Annotated in this window: 28 protein-coding genes and 1 tRNA gene; 15 read left to right on the top strand and 14 right to left on the bottom strand. The window is 69.0% G+C overall.

Annotation, left to right across the window (positions count from 1 at the left end):
• Nucleotides 1–50 precede the first annotated feature (50 nt).
• From OHA68_RS43745 to OHA68_RS43765, 5 genes are all read left to right on the top strand, one after another.
• Nucleotides 51–1,325, top strand: a complete 1,275-nt coding sequence (locus tag OHA68_RS43745; protein WP_327105514.1) for an MFS transporter — start codon at nucleotides 51–53, stop codon at nucleotides 1,323–1,325.
• A gap of 80 nt (nucleotides 1,326–1,405) precedes the next feature.
• Nucleotides 1,406–2,251, top strand: coding sequence for an alpha/beta fold hydrolase (locus tag OHA68_RS43750; RefSeq protein ID WP_327105515.1), 846 nt, complete (start codon nucleotides 1,406–1,408; stop codon nucleotides 2,249–2,251).
• 201 nt (nucleotides 2,252–2,452) lie between these two features.
• The gene (locus OHA68_RS43755; protein WP_327105516.1) at nucleotides 2,453–3,004 is read left to right on the top strand and encodes a helix-turn-helix transcriptional regulator; all 552 of its coding nucleotides are present in this window, start codon (nucleotides 2,453–2,455) and stop codon (nucleotides 3,002–3,004) included.
• 45 nt (nucleotides 3,005–3,049) lie between these two features.
• The gene (macS, locus tag OHA68_RS43760; RefSeq protein ID WP_327105517.1) at nucleotides 3,050–4,156 is read left to right on the top strand and encodes a MacS family sensor histidine kinase; all 1,107 of its coding nucleotides are present in this window, start codon (nucleotides 3,050–3,052) and stop codon (nucleotides 4,154–4,156) included.
• Nucleotides 4,157–4,228: 72 nt separating this feature from the next.
• Nucleotides 4,229–4,879 (top strand): response regulator transcription factor, encoded by a 651-nt coding sequence (locus OHA68_RS43765; protein ID WP_327105518.1) that lies wholly within the window; start codon nucleotides 4,229–4,231, stop codon nucleotides 4,877–4,879.
• A 6-nt stretch (nucleotides 4,880–4,885) separates the two neighbouring features.
• Here the strand turns inward: OHA68_RS43765 and OHA68_RS43770 are convergent, their stop codons facing one another.
• The 3 genes from OHA68_RS43770 to OHA68_RS43775 all read right to left on the bottom strand — a co-directional run bounded on the left by OHA68_RS43770 (nucleotide 4,886) and on the right by OHA68_RS43775 (nucleotide 5,794).
• Entirely contained in the window at nucleotides 4,886–5,176 is a 291-nt protein-coding gene (locus OHA68_RS43770; protein WP_189140888.1) for a YiaA/YiaB family inner membrane protein, read from the bottom strand.
• A gap of 104 nt (nucleotides 5,177–5,280) precedes the next feature.
• Nucleotides 5,281–5,439, bottom strand: a complete 159-nt coding sequence (locus tag OHA68_RS45540) for a DUF7873 family protein (RefSeq protein ID WP_456094119.1) — start codon at nucleotides 5,437–5,439, stop codon at nucleotides 5,281–5,283.
• Nucleotides 5,387–5,794 carry a GntR family transcriptional regulator gene (locus OHA68_RS43775; RefSeq protein ID WP_327105519.1) on the bottom strand — a complete coding sequence of 136 codons (408 nt, stop codon included), beginning with the start codon at nucleotides 5,792–5,794 and terminating at the stop codon, nucleotides 5,387–5,389. The genes OHA68_RS45540 and OHA68_RS43775 overlap by 53 nt, the downstream gene beginning before the upstream one ends.
• A gap of 109 nt (nucleotides 5,795–5,903) precedes the next feature.
• Between OHA68_RS43775 and OHA68_RS43780 the strand changes: the two genes are divergently transcribed.
• Nucleotides 5,904–6,395 carry a hypothetical protein gene (locus tag OHA68_RS43780; protein WP_327105520.1) on the top strand — a complete coding sequence of 164 codons (492 nt, stop codon included), beginning with the start codon at nucleotides 5,904–5,906 and terminating at the stop codon, nucleotides 6,393–6,395.
• 82 nt (nucleotides 6,396–6,477) lie between these two features.
• Here the strand turns inward: OHA68_RS43780 and OHA68_RS43785 are convergent, their stop codons facing one another.
• Entirely contained in the window at nucleotides 6,478–7,455 is a 978-nt protein-coding gene (locus OHA68_RS43785; RefSeq protein ID WP_327105521.1) for an alpha/beta fold hydrolase, read from the bottom strand.
• 151 nt (nucleotides 7,456–7,606) lie between these two features.
• Here OHA68_RS43785 and OHA68_RS43790 point away from each other — a divergent pair, with 151 nt between their 5' ends.
• A complete protein-coding gene (locus OHA68_RS43790; RefSeq protein ID WP_327105522.1) occupies nucleotides 7,607–8,629 on the top strand; it encodes a MerR family transcriptional regulator in 1,023 nt (340 codons plus the stop codon).
• Here OHA68_RS43790 and OHA68_RS43795 read toward each other — a convergent pair.
• The 3 genes from OHA68_RS43795 to OHA68_RS43805 all read right to left on the bottom strand — a co-directional run bounded on the left by OHA68_RS43795 (nucleotide 8,608) and on the right by OHA68_RS43805 (nucleotide 10,967).
• A complete protein-coding gene (locus OHA68_RS43795; RefSeq protein ID WP_327105523.1) occupies nucleotides 8,608–9,153 on the bottom strand; it encodes a dihydrofolate reductase family protein in 546 nt (181 codons plus the stop codon). The two genes, OHA68_RS43790 and OHA68_RS43795, sit on opposite strands and share 22 nt — an antisense overlap.
• Nucleotides 9,154–9,181: 28 nt before the next feature.
• Nucleotides 9,182–9,901 carry a helix-turn-helix domain-containing protein gene (locus OHA68_RS43800; RefSeq protein WP_327105524.1) on the bottom strand — a complete coding sequence of 240 codons (720 nt, stop codon included), beginning with the start codon at nucleotides 9,899–9,901 and terminating at the stop codon, nucleotides 9,182–9,184.
• A 91-nt stretch (nucleotides 9,902–9,992) separates the two neighbouring features.
• Entirely contained in the window at nucleotides 9,993–10,967 is a 975-nt protein-coding gene (locus OHA68_RS43805) for a helix-turn-helix transcriptional regulator (RefSeq protein ID WP_327105525.1), read from the bottom strand.
• Between the two features lie 131 nt (nucleotides 10,968–11,098).
• Between OHA68_RS43805 and OHA68_RS43810 the strand changes: the two genes are divergently transcribed.
• Nucleotides 11,099–11,494: a RidA family protein gene (locus OHA68_RS43810; RefSeq protein WP_327105526.1), complete on the top strand. Its 396-nt coding sequence runs from the start codon at nucleotides 11,099–11,101 to the stop codon at nucleotides 11,492–11,494.
• Nucleotides 11,495–11,729: 235 nt separating this feature from the next.
• On the opposite strand, the gene OHA68_RS43815 is transcribed toward OHA68_RS43810, so the two are convergent.
• The 3 genes from OHA68_RS43815 to OHA68_RS43825 all read right to left on the bottom strand — a co-directional run bounded on the left by OHA68_RS43815 (nucleotide 11,730) and on the right by OHA68_RS43825 (nucleotide 13,600).
• Entirely contained in the window at nucleotides 11,730–12,128 is a 399-nt protein-coding gene (locus OHA68_RS43815) for a RidA family protein (protein WP_327105527.1), read from the bottom strand.
• 216 nt (nucleotides 12,129–12,344) lie between these two features.
• Nucleotides 12,345–13,238, bottom strand: a complete 894-nt coding sequence (locus tag OHA68_RS43820) for a hypothetical protein (protein ID WP_327105528.1) — start codon at nucleotides 13,236–13,238, stop codon at nucleotides 12,345–12,347.
• The gene (locus tag OHA68_RS43825) at nucleotides 13,235–13,600 is read right to left on the bottom strand and encodes a hypothetical protein (RefSeq protein WP_327105529.1); all 366 of its coding nucleotides are present in this window, start codon (nucleotides 13,598–13,600) and stop codon (nucleotides 13,235–13,237) included. The genes OHA68_RS43820 and OHA68_RS43825 overlap by 4 nt, the downstream gene beginning before the upstream one ends.
• A gap of 134 nt (nucleotides 13,601–13,734) precedes the next feature.
• On the opposite strand from OHA68_RS43825, the gene OHA68_RS43830 reads away from it, so the two are divergent.
• The 5 genes from OHA68_RS43830 (at nucleotide 13,735) to OHA68_RS43850 (ending at nucleotide 22,286) form a co-directional block, all read left to right on the top strand.
• The gene (locus tag OHA68_RS43830) at nucleotides 13,735–17,595 is read left to right on the top strand and encodes a CHAT domain-containing protein (RefSeq protein WP_327105530.1); all 3,861 of its coding nucleotides are present in this window, start codon (nucleotides 13,735–13,737) and stop codon (nucleotides 17,593–17,595) included.
• A gap of 15 nt (nucleotides 17,596–17,610) precedes the next feature.
• Nucleotides 17,611–20,511, top strand: a complete 2,901-nt coding sequence (locus OHA68_RS43835) for an AAA family ATPase (protein ID WP_327105531.1) — start codon at nucleotides 17,611–17,613, stop codon at nucleotides 20,509–20,511.
• A gap of 596 nt (nucleotides 20,512–21,107) precedes the next feature.
• Nucleotides 21,108–21,605 carry a hypothetical protein gene (locus tag OHA68_RS43840; RefSeq protein WP_327105532.1) on the top strand — a complete coding sequence of 166 codons (498 nt, stop codon included), beginning with the start codon at nucleotides 21,108–21,110 and terminating at the stop codon, nucleotides 21,603–21,605.
• A gap of 4 nt (nucleotides 21,606–21,609) precedes the next feature.
• Nucleotides 21,610–22,026, top strand: a complete 417-nt coding sequence (locus tag OHA68_RS43845; RefSeq protein WP_327105533.1) for an NUDIX domain-containing protein — start codon at nucleotides 21,610–21,612, stop codon at nucleotides 22,024–22,026.
• Nucleotides 22,026–22,286 (top strand): hypothetical protein, encoded by a 261-nt coding sequence (locus OHA68_RS43850; protein WP_327105534.1) that lies wholly within the window; start codon nucleotides 22,026–22,028, stop codon nucleotides 22,284–22,286. The genes OHA68_RS43845 and OHA68_RS43850 overlap by 1 nt, the downstream gene beginning before the upstream one ends.
• Nucleotides 22,287–22,366: 80 nt before the next feature.
• Here the strand turns inward: OHA68_RS43850 and OHA68_RS43855 are convergent, their stop codons facing one another.
• Complete coding sequence (locus OHA68_RS43855; protein ID WP_327105535.1) at nucleotides 22,367–23,656, bottom strand: hypothetical protein; 1,290 nt, start codon at nucleotides 23,654–23,656, stop codon at nucleotides 22,367–22,369.
• A gap of 356 nt (nucleotides 23,657–24,012) precedes the next feature.
• Here OHA68_RS43855 and OHA68_RS43860 point away from each other — a divergent pair, with 356 nt between their 5' ends.
• The gene (locus tag OHA68_RS43860) at nucleotides 24,013–24,285 is read left to right on the top strand and encodes a hypothetical protein (protein WP_327105536.1); all 273 of its coding nucleotides are present in this window, start codon (nucleotides 24,013–24,015) and stop codon (nucleotides 24,283–24,285) included.
• Between the two features lie 225 nt (nucleotides 24,286–24,510).
• The gene (locus OHA68_RS43865) at nucleotides 24,511–24,636 is read left to right on the top strand and encodes a hypothetical protein (RefSeq protein ID WP_327105537.1); all 126 of its coding nucleotides are present in this window, start codon (nucleotides 24,511–24,513) and stop codon (nucleotides 24,634–24,636) included.
• Between the two features lie 158 nt (nucleotides 24,637–24,794).
• Here the strand turns inward: OHA68_RS43865 and OHA68_RS43870 are convergent.
• The 3 genes from OHA68_RS43870 to OHA68_RS43880 form a co-directional block, all read right to left on the bottom strand.
• Nucleotides 24,795–24,866, bottom strand: a tRNA-Val gene (locus OHA68_RS43870).
• 17 nt (nucleotides 24,867–24,883) lie between these two features.
• Nucleotides 24,884–25,831, bottom strand: a complete 948-nt coding sequence (locus tag OHA68_RS43875) for an ROK family protein (protein ID WP_327105538.1) — start codon at nucleotides 25,829–25,831, stop codon at nucleotides 24,884–24,886.
• A gap of 50 nt (nucleotides 25,832–25,881) precedes the next feature.
• Nucleotides 25,882–26,232: a hypothetical protein gene (locus OHA68_RS43880; protein WP_327105539.1), complete on the bottom strand. Its 351-nt coding sequence runs from the start codon at nucleotides 26,230–26,232 to the stop codon at nucleotides 25,882–25,884.
• Nucleotides 26,233–26,238: the final 6 nt, after the last annotated feature.

Genomic DNA, 26,238 nt, shown 5'->3' on the forward strand with positions numbered 1-26,238 from the left:
ACGATCCGGGTCACTCTTTTACCGATCAACTGTGTTTGAAAGGTAAGAAAATGCACCCAAGCTCGCGGGGCCGGCCGTTCAACGCGCTGTGGTTCGGCACCGGCGCCACGAACCTCGGTGACGGCATGGCGCTGTTCGTCCTGCCCCTGCTCGCCCTCGCGGCGGACGCGTCGCCGGGCGGGGTGGCGGCCGTGACGGCCGCGCTCACCCTGGCCTGGCCGGTCTTCGGCCTGCACGCCGGCTGGATCGTGGACCGCGTCGACCGCCGGCTGCTCCTGACCGGCGTCAACCTGGCCCGCGCCGCGGTCCTGACCGCGCTCACCGCCGCTCACCTCACCGGCGCGCTGTCCCTCCCGCTGATCCTCGCCGCCGCGGTGCTCCTCGGCGTGGCCGAAACCCTGGTGGACACCGCGCTGACCGCCACCGTCCCGCTGGTCGTCGAGCCCAACGGCCGCAGCAGCGCCAACGCCCGCATCGAAGCGACCGTCAACGTCACCAACGAGCTCGCCGGCCCACCGCTCGCGGGCCTGCTGGCAGGCATCACGCTCGCCCTGGCCACCGGCGCGAGCGCCGCCCTGTACGCCCTGGCCATCACCGGGTTCACGCTGATGACCCTGCGCCGCCGCCCACCGGCGGCGCCCCGGGCCTCCGGGGGCGTGGTCGCGGGCTTCCGCCACCTGTGGCGGCAGCCGGTGGTACGCACGCTCACCCTCTTCACCGCCGTCATGAACATCCCCTGGGCGGTCGCGACCGCCCTGCTCGTCGTGTACGCCGTCGCCCCCGGCCCGCTCGGCCTCAGTACCGCCGAGTACGGCCTGGTGCTGACCGCGATGGCCGTCGGCGGCCTGGTCGCCTCGGCGGTGGCCGAGCCGTTGCGCCGCCGCTTCGGCGTGACCAGGCTGCTGATCGCCGACGCCGCCGGAACCGTCCTGCTGGTCGCGCCGGTGGCACTCGGCGGACCGGTGTGGACCGTCGTCGCGGGCGCGGTGATCGCCGGGGCCGGATCCAGCATCTGGCGCATCCTGGTGGCCACGATCCGCCAGAACCTGTCGCCGCCCGACCTGCTGGGCCGCGTCTACTCCGCGTCCCGGGTGCTCAGCTGGGGCGTGATCCCCGTCAGCGCGGCGCTGGCCGGCCTCGGCGCGGAGCTGTGGGGCGTGCGGGCGGTCTTCGCCCTCGCCACCGTCCTCGCCATCGCCATCCTGGCCACCTTCATCCCGTACGCACTCCGCACCGACCTCTCCACGGCCGTCGAACCGGACACGAACTGTCAGACCGGGACGCTCCGTACGGACCCCTCGGCCGTCGAGTCGGACGCGAGCTGACAGGCCCGGACGCTACGTACCGACCCCTCGGCCGTCGAGCCGGACACGAACCGTCAGACCCGGACGCTACGCTCGCCGACGTGCTGACAGAGAGCGATGTGAGACTGGCCGACGGCCGCACCCTGCACGTCTACGACACGGCACCGGGTGACACCAGGCGCCTGGCCGTTTTCTGGCACCACGGCACCCCCAACATCGGCAGCCCACCGGAGCCTCTGTTCCCGGCCGCCGACCGCCTCGGCATCCGCTGGATCTCCCACGACCGCCCCGGATACGGCGGATCCACCCCGCGTCCGGGCCGCGACGTCGCCTCGGCGGCCACCGATGTCGCCGCCGTCGCCGACGCCCTGGGCATCGGCCAGTTCGCGGTCATCGGCCACTCCGGCGGCGGCCCGCACGCCCTCGCCTGCGCCGCCCTGCTCCCCCACCGCGTGCTGAGCGTGGTCAGCATGTCCGGGATGGCGCCGTACGACGCGGAGGGGCTCGACTGGTTCGCCGGCATGACCCCCTCCAGCGCGGCCGCCCTGCGCGCGGCCGCCGAAGGTCGCGCCGCGAAGGAGGCATACCAGGCGACCGCCGCGTACGACCCGGAGATGTTCACCTCCGCCGACCACGCCGCGCTCTCCGGCGACTGGTCCTGGCTCGACACCGTCGTCGCACCGGCCGTGGCGGCGGGACCGGGCGCCCAGATCGACGACGACCTCGCCTACGTCGCCCCCTGGGGCTTCGACCCCGCGCAGGTGACCGCCCCCGTCCTGTTCCTGCACGGCAACCAGGACCGCGTCATCCCCTGCGCGCACGGCCAGTGGCTGGCCCGCCGCTGCCCAGCGGCGGAGCTCCGCCTGACCCCGGGCGACGGCCACCTCTCGGTCCTCACCTCCGCCCCTTCAGCCCTGGACTGGCTCCACGCGCACTCCCGCAACTGAACTGGGCCGTTGGTCTTATTTTTTGATTTGCACCGTTTCAAATTGGACAATTTCCCTAAAGGTGCTCCGCGACGCCCTCCCCGCCGCAGCCTCACCGGCTTTAAGCGCAGCCCAGAAGCCCAAGAAGGCTGTTGACGTTTGTCAACAGGTGCCGGAAGCTAGTTGCAAGGTGGCCGAGGAGGTGCGCAAGTGGAGTATGAGATGACCTTCGTGGTGGCGGGCGTCGACGTGGATGACGATCAAGCGGTGAGCACGCTTATGGAGAAGCTCGACGCCATGCTCTACAGAGGAGCGGGCGTTGATCTGCTGTCCATCGTCATCGATGGCGCAAGTGCCATTGATGCGGCTCGCCGTGCTTATATCGGCGCCAGGATTCATGCTCCCAACATTGTCTTCAAACACCTCGACCGCGATCTCGTCGGCATACCCGAGATAGTCGAACGTACCGGAAGATCCCGCCAGAATATCGCTCAGCTTGTCGCAGGCGAGCGACACACCGACGCCCCTCCTTTTCCCCCCGCCGAAGGGGTCGTAGGCCGCACACGGGTATGGCTTTGGGCGGAGGTGAGCGCCTGGTTGAAGCATCTCGGGATGGACGACGACCTCGCCCGCCCCAGTCGCGAAGAGATGACGGAAATCGACTACCGGCTCCAGCAGGGAAATCTCCGAAAATTCCAGTGGGTCCAGGAGGATCGGCCACCACAGAAGAAGCGCTGTGTGACCGGCGGCATTCGACGAGAAACCACCATATAGTCGGGCGATCGGGGAACAGCACTTACCCAAGCACGATGAGGTCATGTGGGGATCGAAGGGTCGTTCTGGCGGGCGATCGCGGTCTATCGCATCGCCTCTCTCGGCTACGCCGCGCTGTTGCTGGCCGGTGCCGGGGGCTACCAGCGTCCCGTGGCCGGCTGGCTCGTCTTCGGGGTGATGGCGGTCTGGACCGCGGTCACCACCGTCGCCTACTCCACCGCCAGAAGCCGCCCCCTGCTGGTGGTGGACGTCCTCGTCACGCTCGGCTGCATGCTGGCCTCGCCGTACGTTCAGGGCAGTGCGGCCGGACCGGGCCTGATGCCGGTCACGGCGACCTGGGTCGGCGGGCCGGTGCTCGCCTGGGCCGTGTACGGCGGGCGGCGGGCCGGCGCGGTAGCGGCGGTCGTTCTCTCGATCGGTGACCTGTGGCTACGCGGTCTGCACGAGTTCGACCTGTCCGTCCCCGTCAACGGAGCCGTGCTGCTCATCCTCGCCGGGACCGTCGTCGGCCACGTGGCCCGGCTCACCAAACAGGCGGAGGAACGCCTGCAGCGGGCCGTCGAGATCGAGGCCGCGGGCCGGGAACGCGAACGGCTCGCCCGCGGCATCCATGACTCCGTTCTCCAGGTCCTGGCCCTGGTGCAACGCCGTGGGCTGGAGATCGGCGGGGAGGCCGCCCAACTGGGCCGGCTCGCCGGTGAGCAGGAGGCGGCCCTGCGCGAGATGATCCGCACCGGCCCGGCGATGGCGGACTCGGGCCTGGTCGACGTGGGCGCCCGGTTACGCCGGTACGCCACGGCGACGGTCACCGTGTCGGCCCCCGCGACCCCGCTGCCACTCCCCGCCGGTCAGGCGCACGAGGTCGTGGCCGCCGTGGGCGCGGCCCTCGACAACGTACGGCGGCACTGCGGCGAGGACGCGCGAGCCTGGGTCTTCGCGGAGAACGACGACACCTCGATGACCATCACGGTGCGCGACGAGGGGCCCGGCATCCCGGCGGGACGCCTCCCGGAGGCGGAGGCGGAGGGCAGGCTCGGCATCGCGCAGTCCATCCGGGGCCGGGTCGCCGGCGTGGGCGGCACCGTCGCCGTCACCTCGGTGCCCGGCCAGGGGACCGAGGTCGAGCTGGTCATCCCCACCGGCCGCCGGTGACCCACTGCAGATCACTCCACCCGGCCGACAGCGCCCCACAGCGGATCATGTCCGCCGGTCTAGGCTGAGGGCATGACGGGCGCGCTGCGGATGATGGTGGTGGACGACCATCCGATGTGGCGGGACGCGGTCGCCCGTGACCTGGGAGACGCCGGCCACGAGGTGGTGGCGACCGTCGGCGAGGGCCGCCAGGCACTCCGCGTCGCCGCCACGCTCCGCCCCGACGTGGTCATCCTCGATCTGCACCTGCCCGACCTGCCCGGCGTGGAGGTGGCCCGGGGCCTGGCCGCCTCCGACCATCCGCCCCGCGTCCTGGTGCTGTCGGCGAGCGGCGAGCACGAGGACGTGCTGGAGGCGGTCAAGGCCGGGGCGTCGGGCTATCTGGTCAAGTCGGCGAGCCGGGAGGAGTTCCTCGACGCCGTCCGGCACACCGCCGACGGGGAGCCGGTCTTCACCCCCGGGCTGGCCGGGCTGGTGCTCGGCGAATACCGCCGCCTGGCCACGCAACGCCCCGCCGCCGACGGGCCGAGCCTCACCGACCGGGAGACCGAGGTGCTGCGCCTGGTCGCCAAGGGCCTGTCCTACAAGCAGATCGCCGAACGGCTGGTGCTCAGCCACCGGACCGTGCAGAACCACGTCCAGAACACCTTGAACAAGCTCCAGCTGCACAACCGGGTCGAGCTCGTCCGCTACGCGATCGAGCGGGGCCTCGACGAGGCGTAGCCCAGCTCACAGAGTGTCGACCTTGTACGGGTCGTGCTCGCTGATCAGCTTGTCGAGACGCGCCTGGTCGACGCGGCTGGCCATGCTGACGATCTCCTGCCGGTCGCGCACGCACTTGGCCAGGCTGAAGGCCGTCGTCACGACGTACAGGACGGAGACCGCGAGGAACGCGCGGAGCCACGGGTCGATCGGCAGGAAGATGACGCCGAGCGCCACACTGCCGAGCGCCGCGCCGAAGGAGATGACGCACTGTGCGTAGTAGGCGGCGGTCATGGTGGGCTGGACTGGTTTGCTCATGCTCGCAAGGATCTGACACCGGTCGTCCGGCCGCCTGAGTACGCGTACCTAATCTGCCTGGGTACGTTGACCGGGCTTCCCGCCGAAAATGGGGAGTCTTCATCTCAGGCGAGCAGATAGCGGAACAAGCGCTCGCCGACCTCCTGATCGGACACGGCCCACGTGTTCGCCTCCTCGCGGGCGTACTTCACCGCGTCCTGCAGCTTCTGCTCAGGCTCCGCGGATCTCCACTTTGTCCGCCGGCAGCACCTCGACCTCGTCACCGGCCCGCTCGACCACCGTCACCCAGCCGTGCTCGGGCAGCTCCAGCTCGGCGATCTCGTGGTCGTGAGCGGGCCGGTTGATGATCCGGGTCTGCGCGTCGGCGACGACCGCCGTGACGAAGTCGGCACCGGCCTTCACGAACGAGCCGCGATTCCGCACGGTGTAGATGATCCCGAGGTCGCGGAGGACTTCCAGCGCTCGCAGGATGGTGTCGCGGGCGACGCCGAACTCCTGCGACAGGTGGACGACGGACGGCAGTCTGCGACGGGGAGCCCAGTCGCCGGCTTCGATGCGTGCGCGAAGAGCCTCCACGATCTGCTGCTTCACCGTGTATTCGGAGTCATAGTCGACCACATACTTACCGTAGGCATAGCTACCACCAGATCTTGTACTGCCTCAACCTATATAGGCACCGCAAGACACTAATATAGGTTACTTATGAGTAGCAGGCTATATTGCCTACATGACTCCCCACGTCCCGAGGCTGCTCGGCTACGAGACCTGGTACGACGACACGCACGGCTACGTCGCCGACTGGCAGGAAGACCTCCCAGAAGGGGCCGTCGCCGCCGGCTGTCTCCGCCAGGTGAGAGCCACCGATGGAATCACCCTCCGCCAGGCCGCGATCCGTAACCGCATCCGGATCGAGGACTGGACGAGCGCGGCTCGTACCGGCGAGATCTCCCCGCAGGATTGCCACGGCAGCCATCCGGCGCCCCCGCGCGAGGGATACACCGAGATCACCTGGTCCGAGCCGGTCCCCAGGTGCAGCTCCATCAGGGTCCGGGCTCATACGTGCGGATGCGTACAGACGTCCTATGAGCTGTGTTCGGCGGCGGGTCTGATGCGCATCCGCCGGACCCTTCACGGCGGCCAGGTCAGCGAGAGCCCCTGGCTCCCGGCCGCCGAGGCGGCTCGGCTGTGGGAGAGCCTGCTCGACGGCCGCGCCCGCTGAGCCCCCGGTCCGTAGCGCGGACACCGGGTACGGGTGGTTCCGCTCCGCCGTCTGGAGGGACCGGCGGAGCGGGACCGCCTGGTCAGGTGGGCAGGGCGGCGAGCCAGCCGGTCAGGATCTCGTTGACCTCCTCGGGGCGCTCCTGCTGAATCCAGTGGCCGCAGCCTGCCAGGAGATGCGAGGAGACCAGGCCGGGCAGCGTGGTGGGATAGGCGCTGATCGCGTCGGCCAGCCAGGTGGTCGAGGCGTCCAGAGCGCCACCCACGAAGAGGGACGGCTGCTTGAGGGGCGCGCCTTGGAAGTCGGCGAGGTCCTCCCAGTCCCGGTCCATGTTGCGGTAGCGGTTGAGCCCTCCGGTCAGGCCGGTCCGCTCGAACTCCCCCGCGTACACCTCGAGGTCCTCCTCGCTGAGCCAGGCGGGCAACCGGCCGGCGGGGAACCGGTCGCGCATCCGCCCGCCCCGGCTCACGAAGTGCGGGGCCGGGGCGTCCGGTGGGGGCATGGTGTCGGCGGAGAGCGCGGCGTAGATGCCCGCGAGCCAGCCTCGCACGTCCGGCTCGATCTCGGCCTCGGCCCGCCCCGGCTCCTGAAAGTAGGAGATGTAGAACTCCTCGCCCCCGCCCATCCGCGCGAACGCCTCACTGGGTCGCGGCCCCCCGGGCGGCGAGTAGGGCACGCTGAGCAGCCCCACCGCCCGGAAGACCTCCGGCCTGAGGAGGGCCGATCTCGCGGCGATGGGCGAGCCCCAGTCATGCCCGACGATCACCGCCGTCTCCTCGCCGAGCTCACGCACCACCGCGACGTTGTCCTCCACCAGGTCGAGCATCCGGTACGCGGCCACGTCCGCCGGCTTCGACGACCGCCCGTACCCGCGCACGTCCATGGCCACCGCCCGATAACCGGCCGCGGCCAGCGCCGGCAACTGGTGACGCCACGAATACCAGGACTCCGGGAACCCGTGCACCAGCAGCACCAACGGCCCCTCCCCCTGCTCCACCACGTGGATCCGCCCGGCGGGCGCGGAGACGGAACGATGCGTCACATCGGTGAGCTGGGACATGAATCCTCCGAGGCGGTTCGCTGACGGCAGTCACCGACCATCCTCCAGGAGGCACGCGAGCCCCGGCGAATCTTGTTGCCACTCCGGCAAGGACGAGGCTTTCCCGACAGGGGTTGAGTCTCAACCTTCTTGAGACCCCATAGTGGACGCCGTGGACGACAACGAGCTCTACCCGATCGGGGATGTGGCGCGCCGCACCGGCCTGAGCGTCAGTGCCATCAGGTTCTACGCCGACGCCGAGGTCATCGTGCCCACCGGGCACACCGACGCCGGTTACCGCCTGTACGACATCCAGGCCATCGCCCGGCTGGAGCTCGTCCGCACCCTGCGCGAACTGGGCGCGAGCCTGGACGACATCCGCCGGTTACTGGCCGACGAGACGACGCTGCACGACCTGGCCACGGCCCACCTCGCGCTCGTCGAACGCCAGACCCGTCGCCTGCAGGCCAGGCGGGCCGTCCTGCGGACCATCGTGAAACAGCACACCGCTACAGAACAGGTGAGTTTGATGCACAAGCTGGTCTCCATGTCCGACGATGACCGTAACCGGCTCATCGACGAGTTCTGGGACGAGGTCACCACCGACCTCAACGTCCACCCCTCCTTCGCCGAGCAGCTCCACCGGATGCGGCCGAACCTGCCGGAGGAGCCCGCCACCGAGCAGCTCGAAGCCTGGATCGAGCTGGCCGACCTGGTACAGGACGGCGACTTCCGCCAGGAGGTCCACCAGTTCCTGCACCACAGCTTCTCCGCCGGCCCCAAGTCGCTCGAGATGACCTCACCGGAGACGATGGCGCGCATCGAGCAGCACCGGCTGGTCGAGGTGGAGGTCGAGGCGGCCCAGCAGTCGGGGCTGCCGGTGGACTCGCCCGAGGCGCGGGAGCTCGTCGACCGCCTCGTGGCCTCGACCGCGGAGTTCACCGCCCACGTCGCCGGCGAGTGCGACGTCGACGAGTTGCGCCGCCAGATGGCCGCCCCCGACCGCACCGGCGCGGCCCACCAGCACGCCGAGCAGTTCGTGTCCCAGTTCAGCGGCCTGTTCGACAGGTACGTGTCGCTCATGGCCACCATCGACGGGACACCGCAGCCGGACCCGGGGGACGTCGCGGCGACCGAGGACTGGATCGCCGCCGTCCTCACCGCGGACAGCGGTCAGCCGGCGTCCGGGACGTAGGTCAGATCGAGCACCCCGCTCTGGAAGGTTGTGGACTCGACCAGCTTCAGCGGGTGAGTCGGGGTGTCCTCGAACAGCCGCTTGCCGTGCCCGACGGCGATCGGGTGAACGAGCAGGTGCAACTCGTCGAGCAGCCCGTTGGCGAGCAGCCACCGCACGGTCGTCGCGGAGCCGGACATCTGGATGTCGCCGTCGAGCTGCTTCTTGAGCTCGTTCAGGTTCGCCGCCACGTCACCGGAGACGACGGTGGTGTTCTCCCAGTCCGCCTTCTCCAAGGTGTTGGACACGACGTACTTGCGGGCCTTGTTGAACAGCTGGGCGACGTCCTGGTCGGCTTCCGTCGTCGTCCAGTACTCGGACCATTCGTCGTACAGCTTGCGGCCCATCAACATCGCCGCCGCACTGTTCATGCCCGCCTCGACCACCGCGCCCATCTCGTCGTTCCAGTACGGGAAGTGCCACTGGTCGGGTGACTCGACCACGCCGTCCATGGAGATGAAGAAATTCGAAACGATCTTAGCCATTGTTCTCCTCCTTGTTCGTTCAAGGAGGTTAGGCGGGGAGCAGCGCTTCGGTCTTGTACAGAAGCGACAGCGGCTCCAACGACGCCCGCTCGCCCAACTGGGTGGCCGTCCGCCCGATGAAACGGGTCAGCGACCTCGCGAGGTGCGACTGGTCGAAAAATCCGAGCCGGTGGATCACCTCGTGGGCCGGCACACCCTCCTGAATCAGCACCGCAGCGTGCCTGGCACGATCGATCTGCCGGATGGCACCACGGGTGAGCCCGGTCGCCGCCAGGAACCGCCGCTGGATCGTACGCTCCGACAGGTCCGGCGACGCGCCACGCAGCACCTCCGCCACGATCGGGTCGCAGTCCAGCACCCCTTCACGCACCAGTCGCCGGACGAACACCTCGGCGTTGTCGTAGTCGGGAAGGTGCCAATGGGAGCCCTTCAGCCAGAAGGACCGGCGCGTCGCGTCAGGAAGCCGCGCCGCCCCGTCGACGAGCCGGCTGATCGGAAGATGCGGCATCGACGTGCCGGCGGAGAAGGTGATCCCGAAGAACGTGGCGTCCTCGGGCACCTGGGCCACACTCGCCCTGGACTCCAACCCTTGCACCGCCGCGCTGACCTGTCCGCGGTGCTCCCAGAAGACCAGGTCCCAGTGCGCCGTCGCGATCGACGTCATCTGGTCGACGTCAGAGCTGCGACTCCGCCACACCCGCTCGACGTACGGCGAATCGGACGACCGGCTCTCGATCTCCAATGCCATCCCGGCCCCCTCTTGCCGCTGCGGAAATCGTACGTGCTCAGCTCCCGTGAGACCGGCCCACCGGAGACCTGCTCGTGGAGGGCGGCCACCCTCAGGATGACGCTCCGTAGCGGGTGGCGATGGCGGCGGCGCGGTTGCGCAGGGAGTCGCGCAACCACTGCGGGGCCAGGGCCTCCGCGTTCGTGCTGAGCTGCCACAGCGCCCATTCGGCGTGTCTCGAATCTTGGAAGGTGACCTCCATCCGCAGCCAGCCGTCCGGGTCGGCTTCTTCGGCGAGAACGGCCAGCGCGGTGCCCACCAGGTCCTCCCGCCGCACCGGGTTCACCCGTACCAGCACGGCGACCTGGTCGCCGCCGGCCCGGAACCGCGTGCTGCGTTCCTGCCAGGCCCGGTCCAGATCCACCCGGTCCGGTCGCTGTGCGGGCTCGGCGAGCTCCTCAGCGGCCAAGATCCGGGACAACCGGTAGGTACGGTCCGCGCCCGATCTCGTGGCCAGCAAGTAGCCCCGGTCACGTACGGTGACCAGGCCGATCGGATCCACCGTGCGCCACTTCGGCGCCTGGTCCACGGCCGCGTAGTGGATGCGCAGCCTGTGCCCGGCGAACACCGCGCGCAGGACCTCGGCCACCATGGCGTCCGGCACCTCCTCATCGACCAGCCGGCGCGAGAGAAGGTCGGTCTCCGGGTCGATGAGCAACCGCTCGGCCGCGCCGGCCGCGGTGTCCCGATAGCTTTCGGGAAGCGCGTCAACCACCTTGAGCATCGCCGAAGCGAGCGCCGAGCCGAGACCGAACGCCTGCGCGCCGCGCCGTGAGCCGGCGACCAGCAGGGCAAGAGCCTCGTCGGGGTTCAGCCCGGTGAGCTCGGTCCGGAACCCGGGCAACAACGCGAACCCGCCGTGCCGGCCCCGTTCGGCGTAGACCGGGACACCCGCCGTGGACAGCGCCTCGATGTCCCGCAGCACGGTACGGGTGGACACCTCCAACTCCCGGGCCAGCGCGGTCGCGGACAACCGGCCGTGCTGCCGCAGCAGCAACACCAGCGAGACCAACCGATCGGCACGCACCCGAAAACCGTACTCGAATACACGACACAGGATGTCACGATTTGTTGGGAGGCTCATCGACGCGACCAAACGATGGTGGCTAACCGATCGACGTACGCGATGTCGACGAACCGAATGGAGCTGATGTGGCCATGGAGCGAACAGCGGTCAACCCGTGGGCGTGGTCGGTGGAGATGGGCTACAACCAGGGTGAGCTCGTCTCCGGGCACACCCGGACCCTGTACTGCGCCGGTCAGACCGCGATGAGCGCCGACGGCAAGCCCGAGCATGCCGATGACATGGCAGCCCAGTTGACGCTGAGCCTCGACAACCTGGAGGCCGTACTCGCCGAGGCCGGCATGTCCCTGGCGAACCTCGTCCGCCTCAACGTCTACGCCACCGACGTGGATCTGCTGTTCCAGCACTACGGCGTGCTGGCGTCACGGTTGGGCGCCGCCGGGGTGGCACCGTCCACCACGATGCTCGGGGTGACACGGCTGGCGATCCCCGACCTGATGGTCGAGCTTGAGGGCACCGCCGTCGCGTGATCAGCCCGTGCCGCCTCCCACAGGACTACTGCCGGAGGCGGCACGAGCAGTGCACCATGCTTACGGCACTGCCATCGGCGTGATCATCGCGCGTCACGGAAGTTCCGGCCAAAGCTTCAGCCAGGGATCAATCCGCGCCCTCACCGGCCCCTCCGCCATCTGATCGGCGGCCACCTTCACAGGCGCCAGCGAGTTCTTGCAGATCCGCAGCGCCAAGATCTCATCGCGACGGACCTCACGGGACGACGGCAACGGCGTCGACCTCGACGAGTTGGCCCCGGTAGCCGAGCACCGTGACGCCGAGCAAGGTGCTCGGCGCGTCGTGGTCGCCGAACCGGGCGCGCACTACGTTCCAGGCTGTGACCAGGTCGGCCTGGTCCGTGCTCGCGACGTAGACGGTCGTGCGCACGACGTCTGTCAGCGCAGCCCCTGCCGCCTGCAGCGCGACCTCAAGATTGTCCATGACCTGCCGGGCCTGCCCGGCGACGTCACCGGGCGCTACAACCCGGTCGTGCTCGTCGATCGGACACGCACCGGCGGTGTGCACAAGCCGGGCACCGGCGGGGACTACCGAGGCGTAGGCATACGGGACAGCATCGGTAAGGCGACTGGCGCGGATCAGTTCCACAGACATGGCGCCGACTGTGTCACATCCGCCACCCGCGCTACCATCGAATTCACGGCGGCATCGGCGGATGCGCACGCTGCAGACTCGTAGAGGTCACCCCACCAGCGACACGCCTTGTCGCCCCAGATCCGATAGCCACCGGAAACACCTCTGGCGACATAGCGTCCTCCCGCTGCTCGCCGACACCATCGAAAGAATCGACCCCGTCATCGTGGGCCGGCTCTATGTGCCCTTACGGAGGAGTTCGGTGATGGTGAAGCCGGTCGGCCGGGTCACCTGGCCGTCGGCGAGCGGGACGTTGAGGGCCTTGGCCAGCTCCACCCCGTAGAGGTCCACGGTGGCCTCGCACACTTGGGCCAGCGTCCTTGTCGCCGCCCTCCCCCTGTGGTGGCCGACCGCGATCGTCACCGCACCGATCAGCGCCGCCGGCCACCACAGGGTGGTCATCGCGATGCCCAGGTACAGCACGCCCCACGCCGCCGTGGTCGCGGCACCGGACAGGGTGGCGTGGGCGTCGCCGATCGTGGTCCGTACGTGGTCGGGGACGACGAGCCACAGACGCGGCCAGGCGGCGTCGAGGTCGATGCCGTAGCGGTTGTGGACGCGCGTGATGACGGCATCCAGCTGGTCACCCATCCAGGTCGGCCGGAACGGGCGGGCCAGGGCGATGGCGTTGCGCCGCGCGGCCAGTTCGCCTCGGCGGCGCTGGAAGTCGGCGGCGCTCTCGCTCTTGCCCGCCGTCGCCGCCTCGAAGTCGCGGTGCGCGCCGTCCCAGCGCTTCCTGCGCCGCTCGACCAGGGACCGGGCCGGCCACCTCGGACCTCGCATGAACCAGCAGCGCACGACCGCCCCCGCGAGCGCGTTGGCGCCCAGCCCCGCCCCGAACGCGCCGAGCAGGAGAGCGGCCAGCAGCAGGGCCTGTGCGACGGGCCTGCCGTCCAGGGCCCTGGTCTGGGCGGTGGCCCGGTCTGCCAGGAACGGGACGTCCCAGGGGTGCCGGTGGCCGAGGACGGCGGCGAGCCAGAGCACGCCCTCGAACAGTGCGCCAGGGAGGACGAGCACGGCCAGCCACCGCTCGGCGAGCTTCTGCCCGAGGCCCGACAGGAACCCGGTCATCCCGGCGAGTATTTCAGTGGAAGCTCATAGACATCGCAGGTCGGGATCGCGCCGCCAGGCTCGGACCGAGCGTCGCGCGGGCAGCGGCCCTTCGGGCAGCGGTATCCGCCGGGCGGCGGCGGCAGGTGCCCTGCGGCTGGAAGGTCGGGGATGGCCGGTCTGCCGCGGATCAGGACGTCCAAGCCGAGCATCCTGCTCAGGTCGTCGACGACCTCCTTGGGGCGCCGCTCCTCCTCGCGCAGCGCGCGCCGGGCCTCGTGGAGCTCCGCCGACCATCCCTCCGACTCGGCCGTACGGACCAGCCGGGGGAGGTTTTCGCACAGTGCCGCCAGAGCGCGGCCGTCGTCCGGCGGGTCTGCCATGGCTTGGTGTCTACCACCGCCCGTGAGGGGCGACAAGGCAGCCGGTTGGTAACACACACATCCCCAGGAACGAACCGCAAGGAGGTGCTCTAATCAAGGAGAATCCTTCGACCGGCCCGCGCGGAAGGATACGGATGCTTCGACGAGGCCGAGCCGTCCGCGCCGCACGGCGAGCGGCGTGGATCATCCGTGAGTACCCGTCGACACATGATCTCCAGCAGTTGGACGAGGCGCTGGACATGCTCAGGGGCGCGCTGGAGCAGGTGCCCGAGCGTCATCCCGAGCGGGCGGAATGGCTGTCGGCGCTCGGCGACGGGCTGTCGATGCGGTTCGACCACGTCGGGCGGATCGAGGACATCGCGGAGTCGCTCATCGTCCACCGCACCGCCGTACGGCTGGCCGAGGGCACCGACACCGGCGCGGTGGCCAGGCTGAGCCGGGCCGCCGCGCTGCTGAACACCTACGAGCTGCACCGGCCCGACCGCAGCCTGGCGGCGGAGAACAGCGGCGTGCTGGACGAGGCCGTCGCCCTGCTCCGCGAGGTGAGCGACAGCCCGGGGCTGGATCCCGAACTGCGCGACTCGGCGATGGTCAACCTGGTCCTGGCTCTGGAGAAGCAGGTCGAGCTGGATCCGGAGCGGCTCAGCGAGCATCAGGACGAGACTCACGCGATCCTGACCCGGCTGGTGCGGGAGACCGGCCCCGATCACGCCTACTACCTGTCGCGGGTGGTCAAGCTGGCCATGCTGCTCCTGCAGCGATGGGACCTGCCCGACCGCGACCGGCGCCTGCGCGAGCTGCTCGAGGTCGTACGGCAGCGCTTCCCCACGGCGAGCGAGATCGAACGACGCAGCATCAGGGCAGGGCTCGGCTGGGTGCTCGACCACGGCATCGAGGTCTCGGAGCGGGTCTTCACCCTGGATCGGCTCATCGCCCACTTCCGCGAGCAGATGACGCTGCTGCCGGAGGAGCACGCGCTCCGGACCGACCACCTGATCAAGATCGCTTACTACGCCTCGATCGTCGCGATGATGTCGGGCCGGCTCACGCTCCTCGACGAGGTCATCGCGGCCATGCGCACGACCCTGGCCGATCTGCCCGCCGGGCATCCCGCGTACGCCGAGCTGCTGTCCGCGCTGGGCACCACGATGGGGCGCAGGATGCAGGCGACCGGCTCCACCGCCGACCTCAAGGCGACCCAGGACCTGCTGGAGGCGGGCGTCGAGCGGTTACCCGAGGGCGACCCGGAGCGCGGCCTGTTCCTGGCCAACCTCGCCAACACCTACACGATCGCCTACCAGATCACCGGGCGCGAGGAGCACCTGGCCGAGTGCCTGCGGCTGTACCGGGAGGGGGTGGCGCTGACACCGCCCGACCACGTCAACCGGGGCATGGCCCTCACCGGCCTCGGCATCGCCTTGCACTACGCCTACGAGCGGGGGCGCCGCAGGCAGGACATCGACGGCGCGATCGAGGCGCATCTCGAGGCGGTGCGGGCCACCTCCGACCACCACTACGACGCCGGCCTCTACCGGGCCAACCTCGGCGGCTCCCTGATCGCGCGGTTCGAGGAGCTCGGGCTCAAGAAGGACCTGGACGACGCGATCGAGACGCTGCGTACGTGCGCGCGGCTGACCCCGCGCGAGCACTCCCTGCGCGGAACCTACCTGTCCAACCTCGGCAGCGCCCTGTTCCAGCGGTACGTCCAGTACGACGACACGGACTCGCTGGAGGAGGCGCGGCTGATCCTGCGTGAGTCCGTCGCCTCCGTGCCCCGGGAGACTCCGGACGGTGGCCTGGCCACGAGGAACCTGGCCAACGCGCTCATGGTCCACGACCAGGCGGCGGCGTCGTCCGGTGACGCGGTCGAGCTGCTCAGGGCCGGCCTGGCCAGGCTCGGCGACACGCACGTGAGCCGGGCGGGCATGATGGCCAGCCTCGGGCTGGCGTTGATCGCGCAGGCCGAGGCCATGCTGGTGACCGAGCGGGAGCGGAAGATCACCCACTTGATCCTGCGCCTGGCACGCGGTGAGATCCCCCTGCCCGCCGACGCCGACGCGCTGGCGCGGCTCGTCCACGAGGTACGGGACGGCCCCCGGCCCGCCCATGTGATCGACGATCTCGACGAGGCCGTCGACATGCTGGAGGGCGCGGTCGCGGCCGGGCCGGTCACGCACGCTGAATACCCCTTGTGGCTCTCCACCCTGGGCGTCAGCCTGTCGCTGCGCGCCAAGGCCACCGGCGAGCCCGCCCCGTACGCCAGGGCGGTGCGCCTCCTGCGGGAGACCCTGGAGCTGACGCCCCCCGGGCAGCCGCTCAGGGCCAGCGTGCTCAACGAGCTGGCTCTGATGCTCGACCGCTGGGCCGACGATGAGCCGGGCGAGGCGGAGCGCCTGCGGGCGCGGGCGATCGAGGCGTTGCGCGAGACCACGGCCATCGAGGCGGCCCCGGCCGGCTCGCGCGCGGGCGCCGCCAGGTTCTGGGGACGCCTCGCCGCGGGCCAGGATGACTTCGCGCTGGCCGTACAGGGATTCGGGGTCATGGTCGGGTTGCTGGAAGCGATGGCCTGGCGCGGCTTGAGCCCCGGTGACCAGGAGCGGCTGCTCGCGGAGTTCCAGGGGGCGGCGAGCGACGCGGCCGCCTGCGCGCTCGAGACCGGCGACGCCCGCCTGGCGGTCGAGCTGCTGGAGCAGGGCCGGGGAGTTCTGCTGGCGCAGGCGCTCGACGCCAGAGCCGCCCGGGACCGGCTGACCCAGGAGTTGCCCGAGCTGAGCGACCGCCTCACGCAGGTCTACGCCGATCTCGACGCCCAGCCCGCCGACATGGACCGCAGGCACGCGGCGGCCAGGCGGCACGCCGAGCTGGTGGCGGAGATCCGCCGGCAGCCGGGGTTCGAGGACTTTCACCGGTCGATGGACTTCGCGCGGCTGGCCGAGGCCGCGTCGGACGGCCCCGTGGTCGTCCTCAACATCAGCCGCTATCGCTGCGACGCCCTCATCGTCGCCGACGGCGACGTCACCGTCGTGCCGCTGTCAGACCTTTCCGCGGAGGCGGTCGAGGGCCGGGTGACGGCCTTCACGAAGGCGATCGACGCGCTCGGCGGAGGGGCCCAGGACTTCGAGGAACAGCTGACGGCCAGGGAGACCGTCCAGGAGACGCTCCGCTGGATCTGGGACGCCGTCACGGAGCCGGTGCTCGCCGCCCTTCCCGGCGCGCGCCGGGTTTGGTGGTGCCCGACAGGGCTGGCGGCCTTTCTGCCGCTGCACGCCTCAGGAGACCACCGTACGAGACGAGAGCCCGAACCCCGCACCGTCATGGACCGGGTGGTGTCGTCCTACACACCGACCTTGCGGGCGCTCGCCCACGTCAGGGCGCTCCCGCCGCCCGTCGCGCGGCCAGGCGGCCGGCCGCTGATCGTGTCGATGCCCTCCACGCCGGACGCGACCGACCTGCCGGGAGCGGCGCGCGAAGAAGCGATCTTCCGCGAGCACTTCCCCAGCGCCCGGCTGCTGCGCGGGCCGAGCGCCACCCGCGAGGCCGTGACCACGGTGCTGAGGGCCGGCCCGTGGGTGCACTTCGCCTGCCATGGCGCGCAGGACACGGCCAGCCCGGTCCACGCGTGGCTGGCCCTGCAGGACGGGCCGCTGACCGTGCGCGACCTGGCCGGCCTCGACCTGTCCGACCACGCCCAGCTGGCGTTCCTGTCCGGCTGCGACACCTCGCGCGGCGACGAACGCCTGTCGGACGAGGCCATCACGCTGTCGTCAGCCGTGCACCTGGCGGGTTACCGGCACGTGATCGGCGCGCAGTGGCAGCTGGAGGACAGTACGGCACCCGACGTGGCCGCCCAGGTCTACGCGCGGCTGGGCGACGGCCAGGGCGGTATGGATCCGGCGAGCGCCGCCGACGCGCTGCACGAAGCCGTGCTCGCCCTGCGAGAACGTCAACCCTACGCCCCGCTCCTCTGGGCGCTGTTCACCCATACCGGACCCTGAGCCAGGGGGAGACCTGTGAGATTCCTGAGGCCGTTGGCGGTGCCCTCTCTCGCGATCGTGTTCTACCTGATCTTCAGCGGCGAATGGCGCAACCTGGGCACGTGGGCCACGACGGCGTTCACCTGGCTACTCGGCGTGCCGTGGGCGCTGGTCCTGGCGGTGAGCCTCCCGCTGATCTTCGTCGGGCTGGCGATCCGGATGCTGGCGGCGAGCTTCCGGCAGATGGCCGCCAACCAGCCCAGCCAGGTGCAGACCCTCGGCCGCCCGTCGGAGAAGCCGGACGACCGATTCGACCGGCTCGGCGGGCTCGACCAGGCCAAGGAGAAGCTCGAACCCGTCGTCGCCTGGCTGCGCAAACCGTACGGCACACTCGGGAGTGACGTGCCGAGAGCGGTTCTGATCACCGGACCCTCCGGGTGCGGCAAGACCGCCCTGGCCCGCGCGATCGCCGGCGAGGCGGCCACGGCCCTTTACACCTACTCGGGCGCCGAGTTCCACGAACTCCTCATCGGCATGGGTTCCAGCCGGATGCGGCAGGCCTTCAGCGAGGCGAGCGGTAATGCCGCCCGCAACAGACCGGTCGTCATCTTCATCGACCAGATCGACCTGATCGCCACCGAGCGGAGCAGCGGTCCCAGCGTCGGCGCCAACGGGGACGCCGAGGCCCACCGCACGATGGCCCAGCTGATGACCGCGATGGACGACCTCGTCGTCAACGATCGGGTGTACGTCATCGCGGCCACCAGCCGCCCCCGGGTGATCGATCCCGCGCTGTTCGCGCCGACGCGCTTCGGCCTGCGCATCGACCTCGAACTGCCTGACGAGGCCCAGCGTGCCGACATCCTGAGCCTGCTGCTGAAGGAGCACAACCGCCTCGCGGCCGGCGTGGACATCAGGGCCATCGCGGCCGGCGTGGCCGGGTTCACCGGCGCCGAGCTCCAGCAACTCGTGCAGGGGGCGGCTGCGGCCGCCGCCACGCGATCGACGGCCGCGCCGCTGACCCTCGACGACTTCATCGAGGCCAAGACGCGGATCCTGCCGCGGGTCGACCTGCGGGACCCGCCGGACCTCGTCCGGCACTTGGACACCAGGATCGAGGGCCAGCGCATCGCCAAGGAACGGCTGGCCGTCGCGGTCAGCAACCACTACCTGCGGCTGATGATGGCCAACAGGTTCGAGGCCCCGCCGGTGGCCATCCGCAAGGCGAACGTGATGATGCTCGGCCCCACCGGCACCGGCAAGACGATGCTCGTGGAGACGATCGCCCGCTACCTCGACGTGCCGTTCGTCATCACCAACGCCACCGTGCTGAGCGGCACCGGCTACGGCGGCGTCACCGTCGAGAAGATGCTCTACCGGCTGCTCATCGCCGGCTCCTTCAACCTGCGCCGGGCGGAGTACGGCATCATCTGCGTCGACGAGTTCGACAAGCTCGCCCTGGGCCACGGCGAGCGCAGCAGGGCCTCCAGCGGGGCCGTCCAGCAGGAGCTGCTCAAGCTCGTCGAGGGCTCGGTGGTGGACGTGCCGAAGAACGAGGCACAGTTGTCGGGCAACCTCGACTTCTACCAGTTCGACACCAAGAACGTGCTGTTCGTGTGCCTCGGCGCCTTCAACGGGCTCGCCGAGCACGTGGCGCGCAGGCTCAGCCTGCCCGAGGACGCGCTCGGCGACCGGTCCGCCCTCGTGGACCACATCCTGCCCGAAGACGTCATCGAGTACGGCTTCCTGCCCGAGCTCGTCGGCCGTTTCCCAGTGATCACCGCGACGCTCCCGCTCGACCACGCCGAGCTGGTCCGGATCCTGCAGAACGAGCAGAACGGCCTGACCCACGAGTACGCGGAACTGCTGGCCCTCCAGGGCAGGAAGGGCACGGTCTTCACCCAGGACGGCGTCGAGCGGATCGCCGCCGAGGCACTTCTGCGCGGCGTCGGCGCGCGCGGGCTGCGCGGCGTCATGGAGAACGCGCTGGCCACCACGATGTACGAGCGCGCGGAGCCCGGCGAGCCGGCGTTGATCATCGACGCCGAGCTGGTCGGCAGAGGGCTGAACTCCGCGGCCCCGGTCTCCCCGTCGGCCGGCGGGCGGGTGCTGACCCCGCACCAGGTCTCGCGGAAGCTCGCCAACCTCCTGCCGGGAGCCGTCCGTGCCAGGGAGACCCTGGCGGTGGCCAGCAGCAGGCACTACGGCTCGCCCGGCGGCAGCGCGGACCGCCAGTGCGTCGTGCTGGTCGACCCGCGTACGGGCCAGCGCACCGCCCTGGTCAAGGCGCTGGCCGAGGTCTGGGACGTGCCCTGGGCGGTGCTGGACGCGGCTGCGCTGACCGGGCAGGACGCGGAGGCGGTCAAGGATGCCGACGGGCAGCCGTGGTGGGTGACGGAGATCGTCGAGGAGCTGGTCTCCCGCTCCTCGGGCAGACCGGCGACGATCCACCGGGGCGTCATCCTGGTCGACGCCATCGACGTCCTGCTCGCCCAGCACTCGGGGCGCACGCTGACGAGCGTCGTCAGGCCCCTCATCGAGGGCCGCCCTCTGCCGGGCGGCTTCCCCACCGACCGGCTGATGGTCGTGCTGGCGGGGAGCTTCCCCCCGCCCCAAGGGGACGGTGACCATACCGACCCCGCCCGGCTGGTCGAGGAGGCCAGGGCGCACTACCCCATGCCCACCTGGCTCAGGGACCGCGCGGTGCTCGCGGTCACCGACCTGACGCATGACCACGAAGGGCTGCTCGACTTCATCCGCCGCCACGACCACGAGCTCCGCCGCAAGTACCAGCCCATCCTCGACTCACGGCGCCAGATCATCCCGGTAAGCGCCGAACTGCACGAAAACCTGGCCCACCGCGCCGCACAGGAGGACTGGTCACTGACCGACCTCTCCGTACACCTGGAGAACGCCTTCCTGCGCAACCTCGGATAGCCACCTCAGAACTGCCCTACCAACCACCATCGCCGACCACGACGCCCCGGTGGCCCGCCCCGCGATGATGAACACGCCCGGGTACGTCCCCCGCCCATTCGCTGTCGACCTCTGGACCTTCACGCACATCAGCGGCCCCACTCCGCACGCAAGACCTCACGGCACATGTACGGGGACAAGAAGCGGCGGCGGCACTGACCAGACGGACTTTTCAAGATCGCCACCCATCTGCTCCCACAGCGACTTTCGCACGCCTTGAAATGAGGACTGTTCTTGCAGGTGGGCGGTACTGGTTTCGAACCAGTGACCCCTCGCTTGCAAGCGTAGGTATTCGATCACTGGAGCTGGCGCTTTTGCTGCTCAGGTCTACAGTGGGCGTGCACGCAGCCAGATTCGTGCAGGTTGGTTCACCTGGGGCGGCTCCCGCATTGGCTCCACTTCGGAGGTGCAGCCAATCATGGGTTCACTGTGCGTAAACGGCCTGCGGCTGGAGATCGCCCGACGTCTACACAGTCACTTCTTGCCCGGTAACCTGACTCGACCGGACTCGGTAATGATTTTTCTTTACTTCCGATACTCAAGGAAGGAGGCAAGAGATGAGGCCAAGGACAACAGTTGGCAACCCCAAACAGGTCGAAAAGAGACAACTGGACAGAGAGTTCTCATTAGAGCGATATAAGTACATCCTTCAGCAGATCCACACCGTCAACGAGAACGTCTACAAGTTCCTGGCTATCTATCAAACCCTTGCTAGCACCCTGGTTGCAGCGGGACTTGCGCTCTTCGTTGGCTACCGGACGTGGGGGATCACTCCAGCCGTCACTCGCTCCGGGATCGTGGGGCTCATGCTGCTAGTCACGGTGATCGGGTTCTTCACTGCTGTGCTAATCGTTATCGGAGTATTCGCATGGCTGGATTATCGAAAAGAAGAGTGCGAGCTGACCGATCGGATTGTCCATGAGGGCTTCAGAAAATCACCACAGCTCGGCAACTTCATCCGCTGGTACGAGACTTACATCATTCTCTTCATCATCGGATCGCTTGGGTTCATGTGGGGGTATGCGCTCACGGTGATCCTGCCACAAATACACTAGATCAATGATGCGACCAGCTCGTGACTATGTCGGCATCGGCGTTGGTGCCGTGATCTTAAACGATCAAGGTCAGGCGTTCTTGGCCCTTCGTGGACCAAGAGCGAGAAATGAGGCCGGCACATGGGAATTCCCCGGTGGGATGGTCAACTTCGGCGAAGCCTTGGAGCAGGCCATCATGCGGGAGATCGCAGAAGAGTACGGGATGGACATCCACGTCACCGGGCAGCTCGGCGCTTTTGATCACATTCTTCCCGACCAGCATTGGGTGTCGGTGACGTTCACTGCCAGACATATCGGTGGAAAGCCTGTTATCCGCGAACCGGGGAAATGCGAGGCGATTGGATGGTTTGACTTCGAAGATCTCCCTGAACCGCTGTCAGAGATCACAAAGTCGAACTTGGCGAAGTTAGAACGTCGCTAGTGGTGATGTTCCAGAAGGCCCGTCCATCCATGCAGGCGGATTTGCTCATGGGAATATATGTGCTCGTCTTGAAGGTCGGTCAGTTCGACTTCGCCGTTCCCGGCCCGCTCGACCCAAGAGACATCGGCTCCGTGAAAGGCGCGAAGGTGGATCGCGAGTTGGACGGCTTCGCGCAGATGATTCATCAACCTTGCCTCCGCCAGTTGACAGTCTGGCCGTTGCAAGGCCAGGGGAGTGCACTTCGCGAGGTCCATCAATAAGCAACCTAATCGCTGAGCTCTCTCTGAGCGATAGACGATCTAGGATGCGGTTTGCGTTCTGCGGCATTCTGCTTGATACCTTAATCCAACAGGTCAGGTCGACTAATCTTGAGCGCCTGACGCGCTACAGAGTAGCGCTCATGAAACTCCCGCGTTAGAGCCTCACGGCGAAAGCGTCGGCGTAGTGTCCGGTCAAGGTCGCCTGCGCGGTTGACGAGGTCGGTGAGGGATCGTCGGTCGAAGTCGAACGCGGCCATACCCGCGTCGACGGCCGCGTCGAGGTCGCCGCGGCGGGCGTGAACGATGCCGAGGTCTATGTGGGCGTCGGCGACGCGCATGGGAGCGTTGGAGGTGCCGTCTGGGCGGGTGTGCATCTGGATGGTTTCGCGGGCGTGTTCTTCGGCGCGGTCGTCGTCGGCGAGCCAGGTGTAGCAGGTGGCGGCATAGAAGATCCACTTGGCGTGGTCGAAGACGACGTGGTGGTCCGGGTAGTCGGGCATGGGCAGGCTGCCGAGCACTTCGGCTCCGCGGGTCAGGGCGCGGTCGGCTTCGCGACGGTCACCGATGCGGGCCAGGCCGCGAGCCTCCTGCAAGGTGAGTTGCACCATGGCGCTGCTGGTGCCGGCCACCGCCTGGCCCATCCGGGCGGCGGTCACGACGTCCTCGTAACGGCCTTCGACCAGGGCGAACCACGCGGACATCTCGTGCGCCCATCCCACCAGTTCCCCGTGCCCGACCTGGCGGCCCATCTCGAACGCGGTACGGCGCGCGGTCTCAGCCTCTTCCCGCTCGCCCAGGTCATAGTGCACGCATCCCAGCAACGCGGTCAGCCATCCGGTGATCACCAGCAATTCACGGTGCTGCTCAAGTGTGAGCCGCCCGGCGAGTAAATGGTTGATCTGGGCAAGACGCTTCTGCGTACGATCCCGCAGAGTGCCAGCGGGCACGACGGGATAGGCGCGACACAGCAGGTCGACGGCCTCGGCGAGAGCCTCCAGCGTTCCGGTTCCGACGTCGGACGCCTGAAGTTGCTGGGCGAGTTCCATGGTCCCGTACAGGTCGGCCTCGGCCCGCAACGCGTCCACCGGCATCACGTGAGCTTCGATGAGGCGGCTGCCTGTCTGCCGGTTCTGGGTGAACCCGAGTGCCTCCGGTTCCAGGCCGGTCAGTTGGGTGAGCGCCAGCCGGTAGGGCGTGCGGGGCCATCGGACTTCACCGGCTTCCCAGCGCCGGACCCGTTCCTCATCGCATGCCAGTCGCTCGGCGACACCGACCGGGGTGGCGTTGATCTGCTCGGCCATCTGCCAGCGGGACAGGCGCTGCTCGTTGCGCCAGGCACGTAGCCGGACGTTCGGGATGTAGTCGGGCATCTGCGGGTCTTCCTCCCGGCTGGGGGCTCGAAAGGGGAGATGAGGGGTCCGTTCAGGGGTCCTGCTCGAACGCGGTTGCCGATGGACTTGTCATCAATCAACCACGGTACGTCGCGCGGCCTCCGCCACAGGGAACGCCGGATGAACGAGGAGATGGCGACGGTGATCCGGCCTGATGAGAAGAGCGAGACATTGCCCTGCCCGGCGTGCCGGGGGCGCGGGATCAAGCTGTGCGATTCGCGCCGCGAGCTTCTCATCGGTGATCACGACGGAGATGAGACCTCAAGCAGGAAGCGGAAGTGTCTCGACTGCCTCGGAAACGGCCGGGCCGAAAGGAACGGGAGATGAATTCGATCATGATTGCGGCAACGGCCATCTTGGCGCGCAACGAAGAAGAGAGCAACATGCTCATCGTGTTGCGTGACCGGCTCACGCCCCTCGGCGTGAACGCCGAACTGCGGGACAACAACAGTGCCCTCATGGTGCATCGGCGTGAGCTCGGGTTGCCGGTGTGGGTGTTCGTCGGGTACGGCGGGGCCTACTACTCCTGGCAGAACGCCGAAAAGCGCCACCCGACCCGCGACCCGGTAGGCGCGGCGAACGTCCTGGCCGAGTACGTCGCCAGGTGATGACGGGCGCGGCGAGGCAGGTGGCTCCCGGCCGGAGGGGACGGACGCTCATCCACCCTGCTTCGTCGTGCCTCCGCTCTCGGCAGGCAGGTCCGGCGGACGCTCCACGCCGCCACCCCACCCCCCGTGTCCGTCCGACGTCCTGCCTGCCTGCCGAGTTTGTACGACTTTCGCTTGTTCCATCCACGTGGACAGGCGGCAGCATCCCGTGCGCAAGATCTCCTGATGGCGCTCGGCCAGATCGGGCTCACTCTCGAACGACGCGAAGTACGGCAGGTCTCGCTCGTCGTCCGTCTCACCGAGACACCCGCGAATCAACTCCACGGCAAACCGAAAGACTCCGGCAACTGATCCACCAGGTCGTGCAGTTCCTCGCGTATGACGCTGATGCATCCAAGCGCGGGCATGAGAAGTAGCGGAAGCGCTGACCAATGGGACTTCTCAAGATCGTCCCTATTTCGTCCCCAAGGCGATTCTCGGAACCTCGAAATGAGGACTGTGCTTGCAGGTGGGCGGTACTGGTTTCGAACCAGTGACCCCTCGCTTGTAAGGCGAGTGCTCTACCCCTGAGCTAACCGCCCCTGATCGGCACTACACCTTACGACACCAACGGCGCCGACCGCACCTCCACTTCCCACCCCGCCCCCAGTTCAGGCCGCCCCGCCGCCCGCCACCCGAGCAGCGCCGCCCCGAGCATCCCCGCGTCCACCCCGAGGGCGGCGGGAAGCAGCGGGGGCGCGGCGCGGAAGGCGAGGCGCTTGACGAGGCGCGTGCGAACCGGGTCGAAGAGGGCGGGCCCCGCCTCGGCGAGTCCCCCGCCAAGGACGATCATGGACGGGTCCAGGAGGAGGGTGTACGTGGCCAGGGCCAGGGACAGGGCCTCCACGGCCTCGTCCCAGACCTCGATGGCCACCGGGTCGTCGGAGGTGACCACCTGCTCGGCCCGTACGTCCTCCAAACCCGCACGCTGGCTGTAGCGCCTGCCCACGGAGGCGGCCGAGGCGTACGTCTCCAGGCAGCCGAACTGCCCGCAGGCGCACTGCTCCCCGTCGGGGAAGACGGGGATGTGCCCGATCTCGCCGCCCCAGCCGGAAGTGCCGCCGTACGGCTCGCCGTTCACGATCATGGCTCCGGCGATGCCGGTGCCGATGGGGAGGAAGAGGAAGTCGGCGACGCCTCGGCCGGCCCCGAGGACGTTCTCGGCGAGGCCGCCGGTGCGGACGTCGTGGCCGAGCATGATCGGGGCGTCGAGGCCGGTGAAGTCCTTGGCGGGGACGTCGCGCCAGCCGAGGTTGGCGGCGTAGATGGCGGTGTCCTCGGAGACCAGGCCGGGCACGGCCAGTCCGACGCCTGCGGGGGCGCCGTCGCCCGAGGTGGCGAGGTGACCGATGAAGTCCCGGATGGCGCTCACGACCGCTTCCGGGCCCTCGGAGCGGGGGGTGTGCCGCCGCTCGCTCAACAGCACCGTGCCGGACTCACTGACCAGGCCGCCCTTCATGGACGTGCCACCGACGTCCAGCGCGACGACGAACGAAGTAGAGGACACGGAACGAGACAATATCGCAGCTCAGCAAATGTCCGGAAAGGTGTCGGGCGTCAGGCGCGGCCGAGCACCCTGTCGAGCGCGGCCTCCACCTCGGCCGAGAGCCCGGAAAGCCCAGCGGGCGTGGAGGACGCCGGGGACGCGGAGGACGCGCCCCTGTCCGACCCCACGAGGGAGTCCGAGCGAGCCGCCCGTACGGCGCCGCACGAGCGGCATTCCACCTCACCGAGCCGGCAGATCAGCGTCGTGGACCCGCAGATCTCGCACGCCTCCAGGTCCAGGCCGTGCAGTCGCTGGCAGTCCGGGCAGACCAGCACCTGCGTTTCGCGGCGGACGCCACGTTTCCATGGACTGGCGCCGCGGACCGGATCGGTCTGCCGGGCCCCGCAGCGGTAGCAGGGCATCGTTGC

It is taken from the genome of Nonomuraea glycinis (assembly GCF_035920485.1).
GTDB classification, from domain to species: domain Bacteria; phylum Actinomycetota; class Actinomycetes; order Streptosporangiales; family Streptosporangiaceae; genus Nonomuraea; species Nonomuraea glycinis.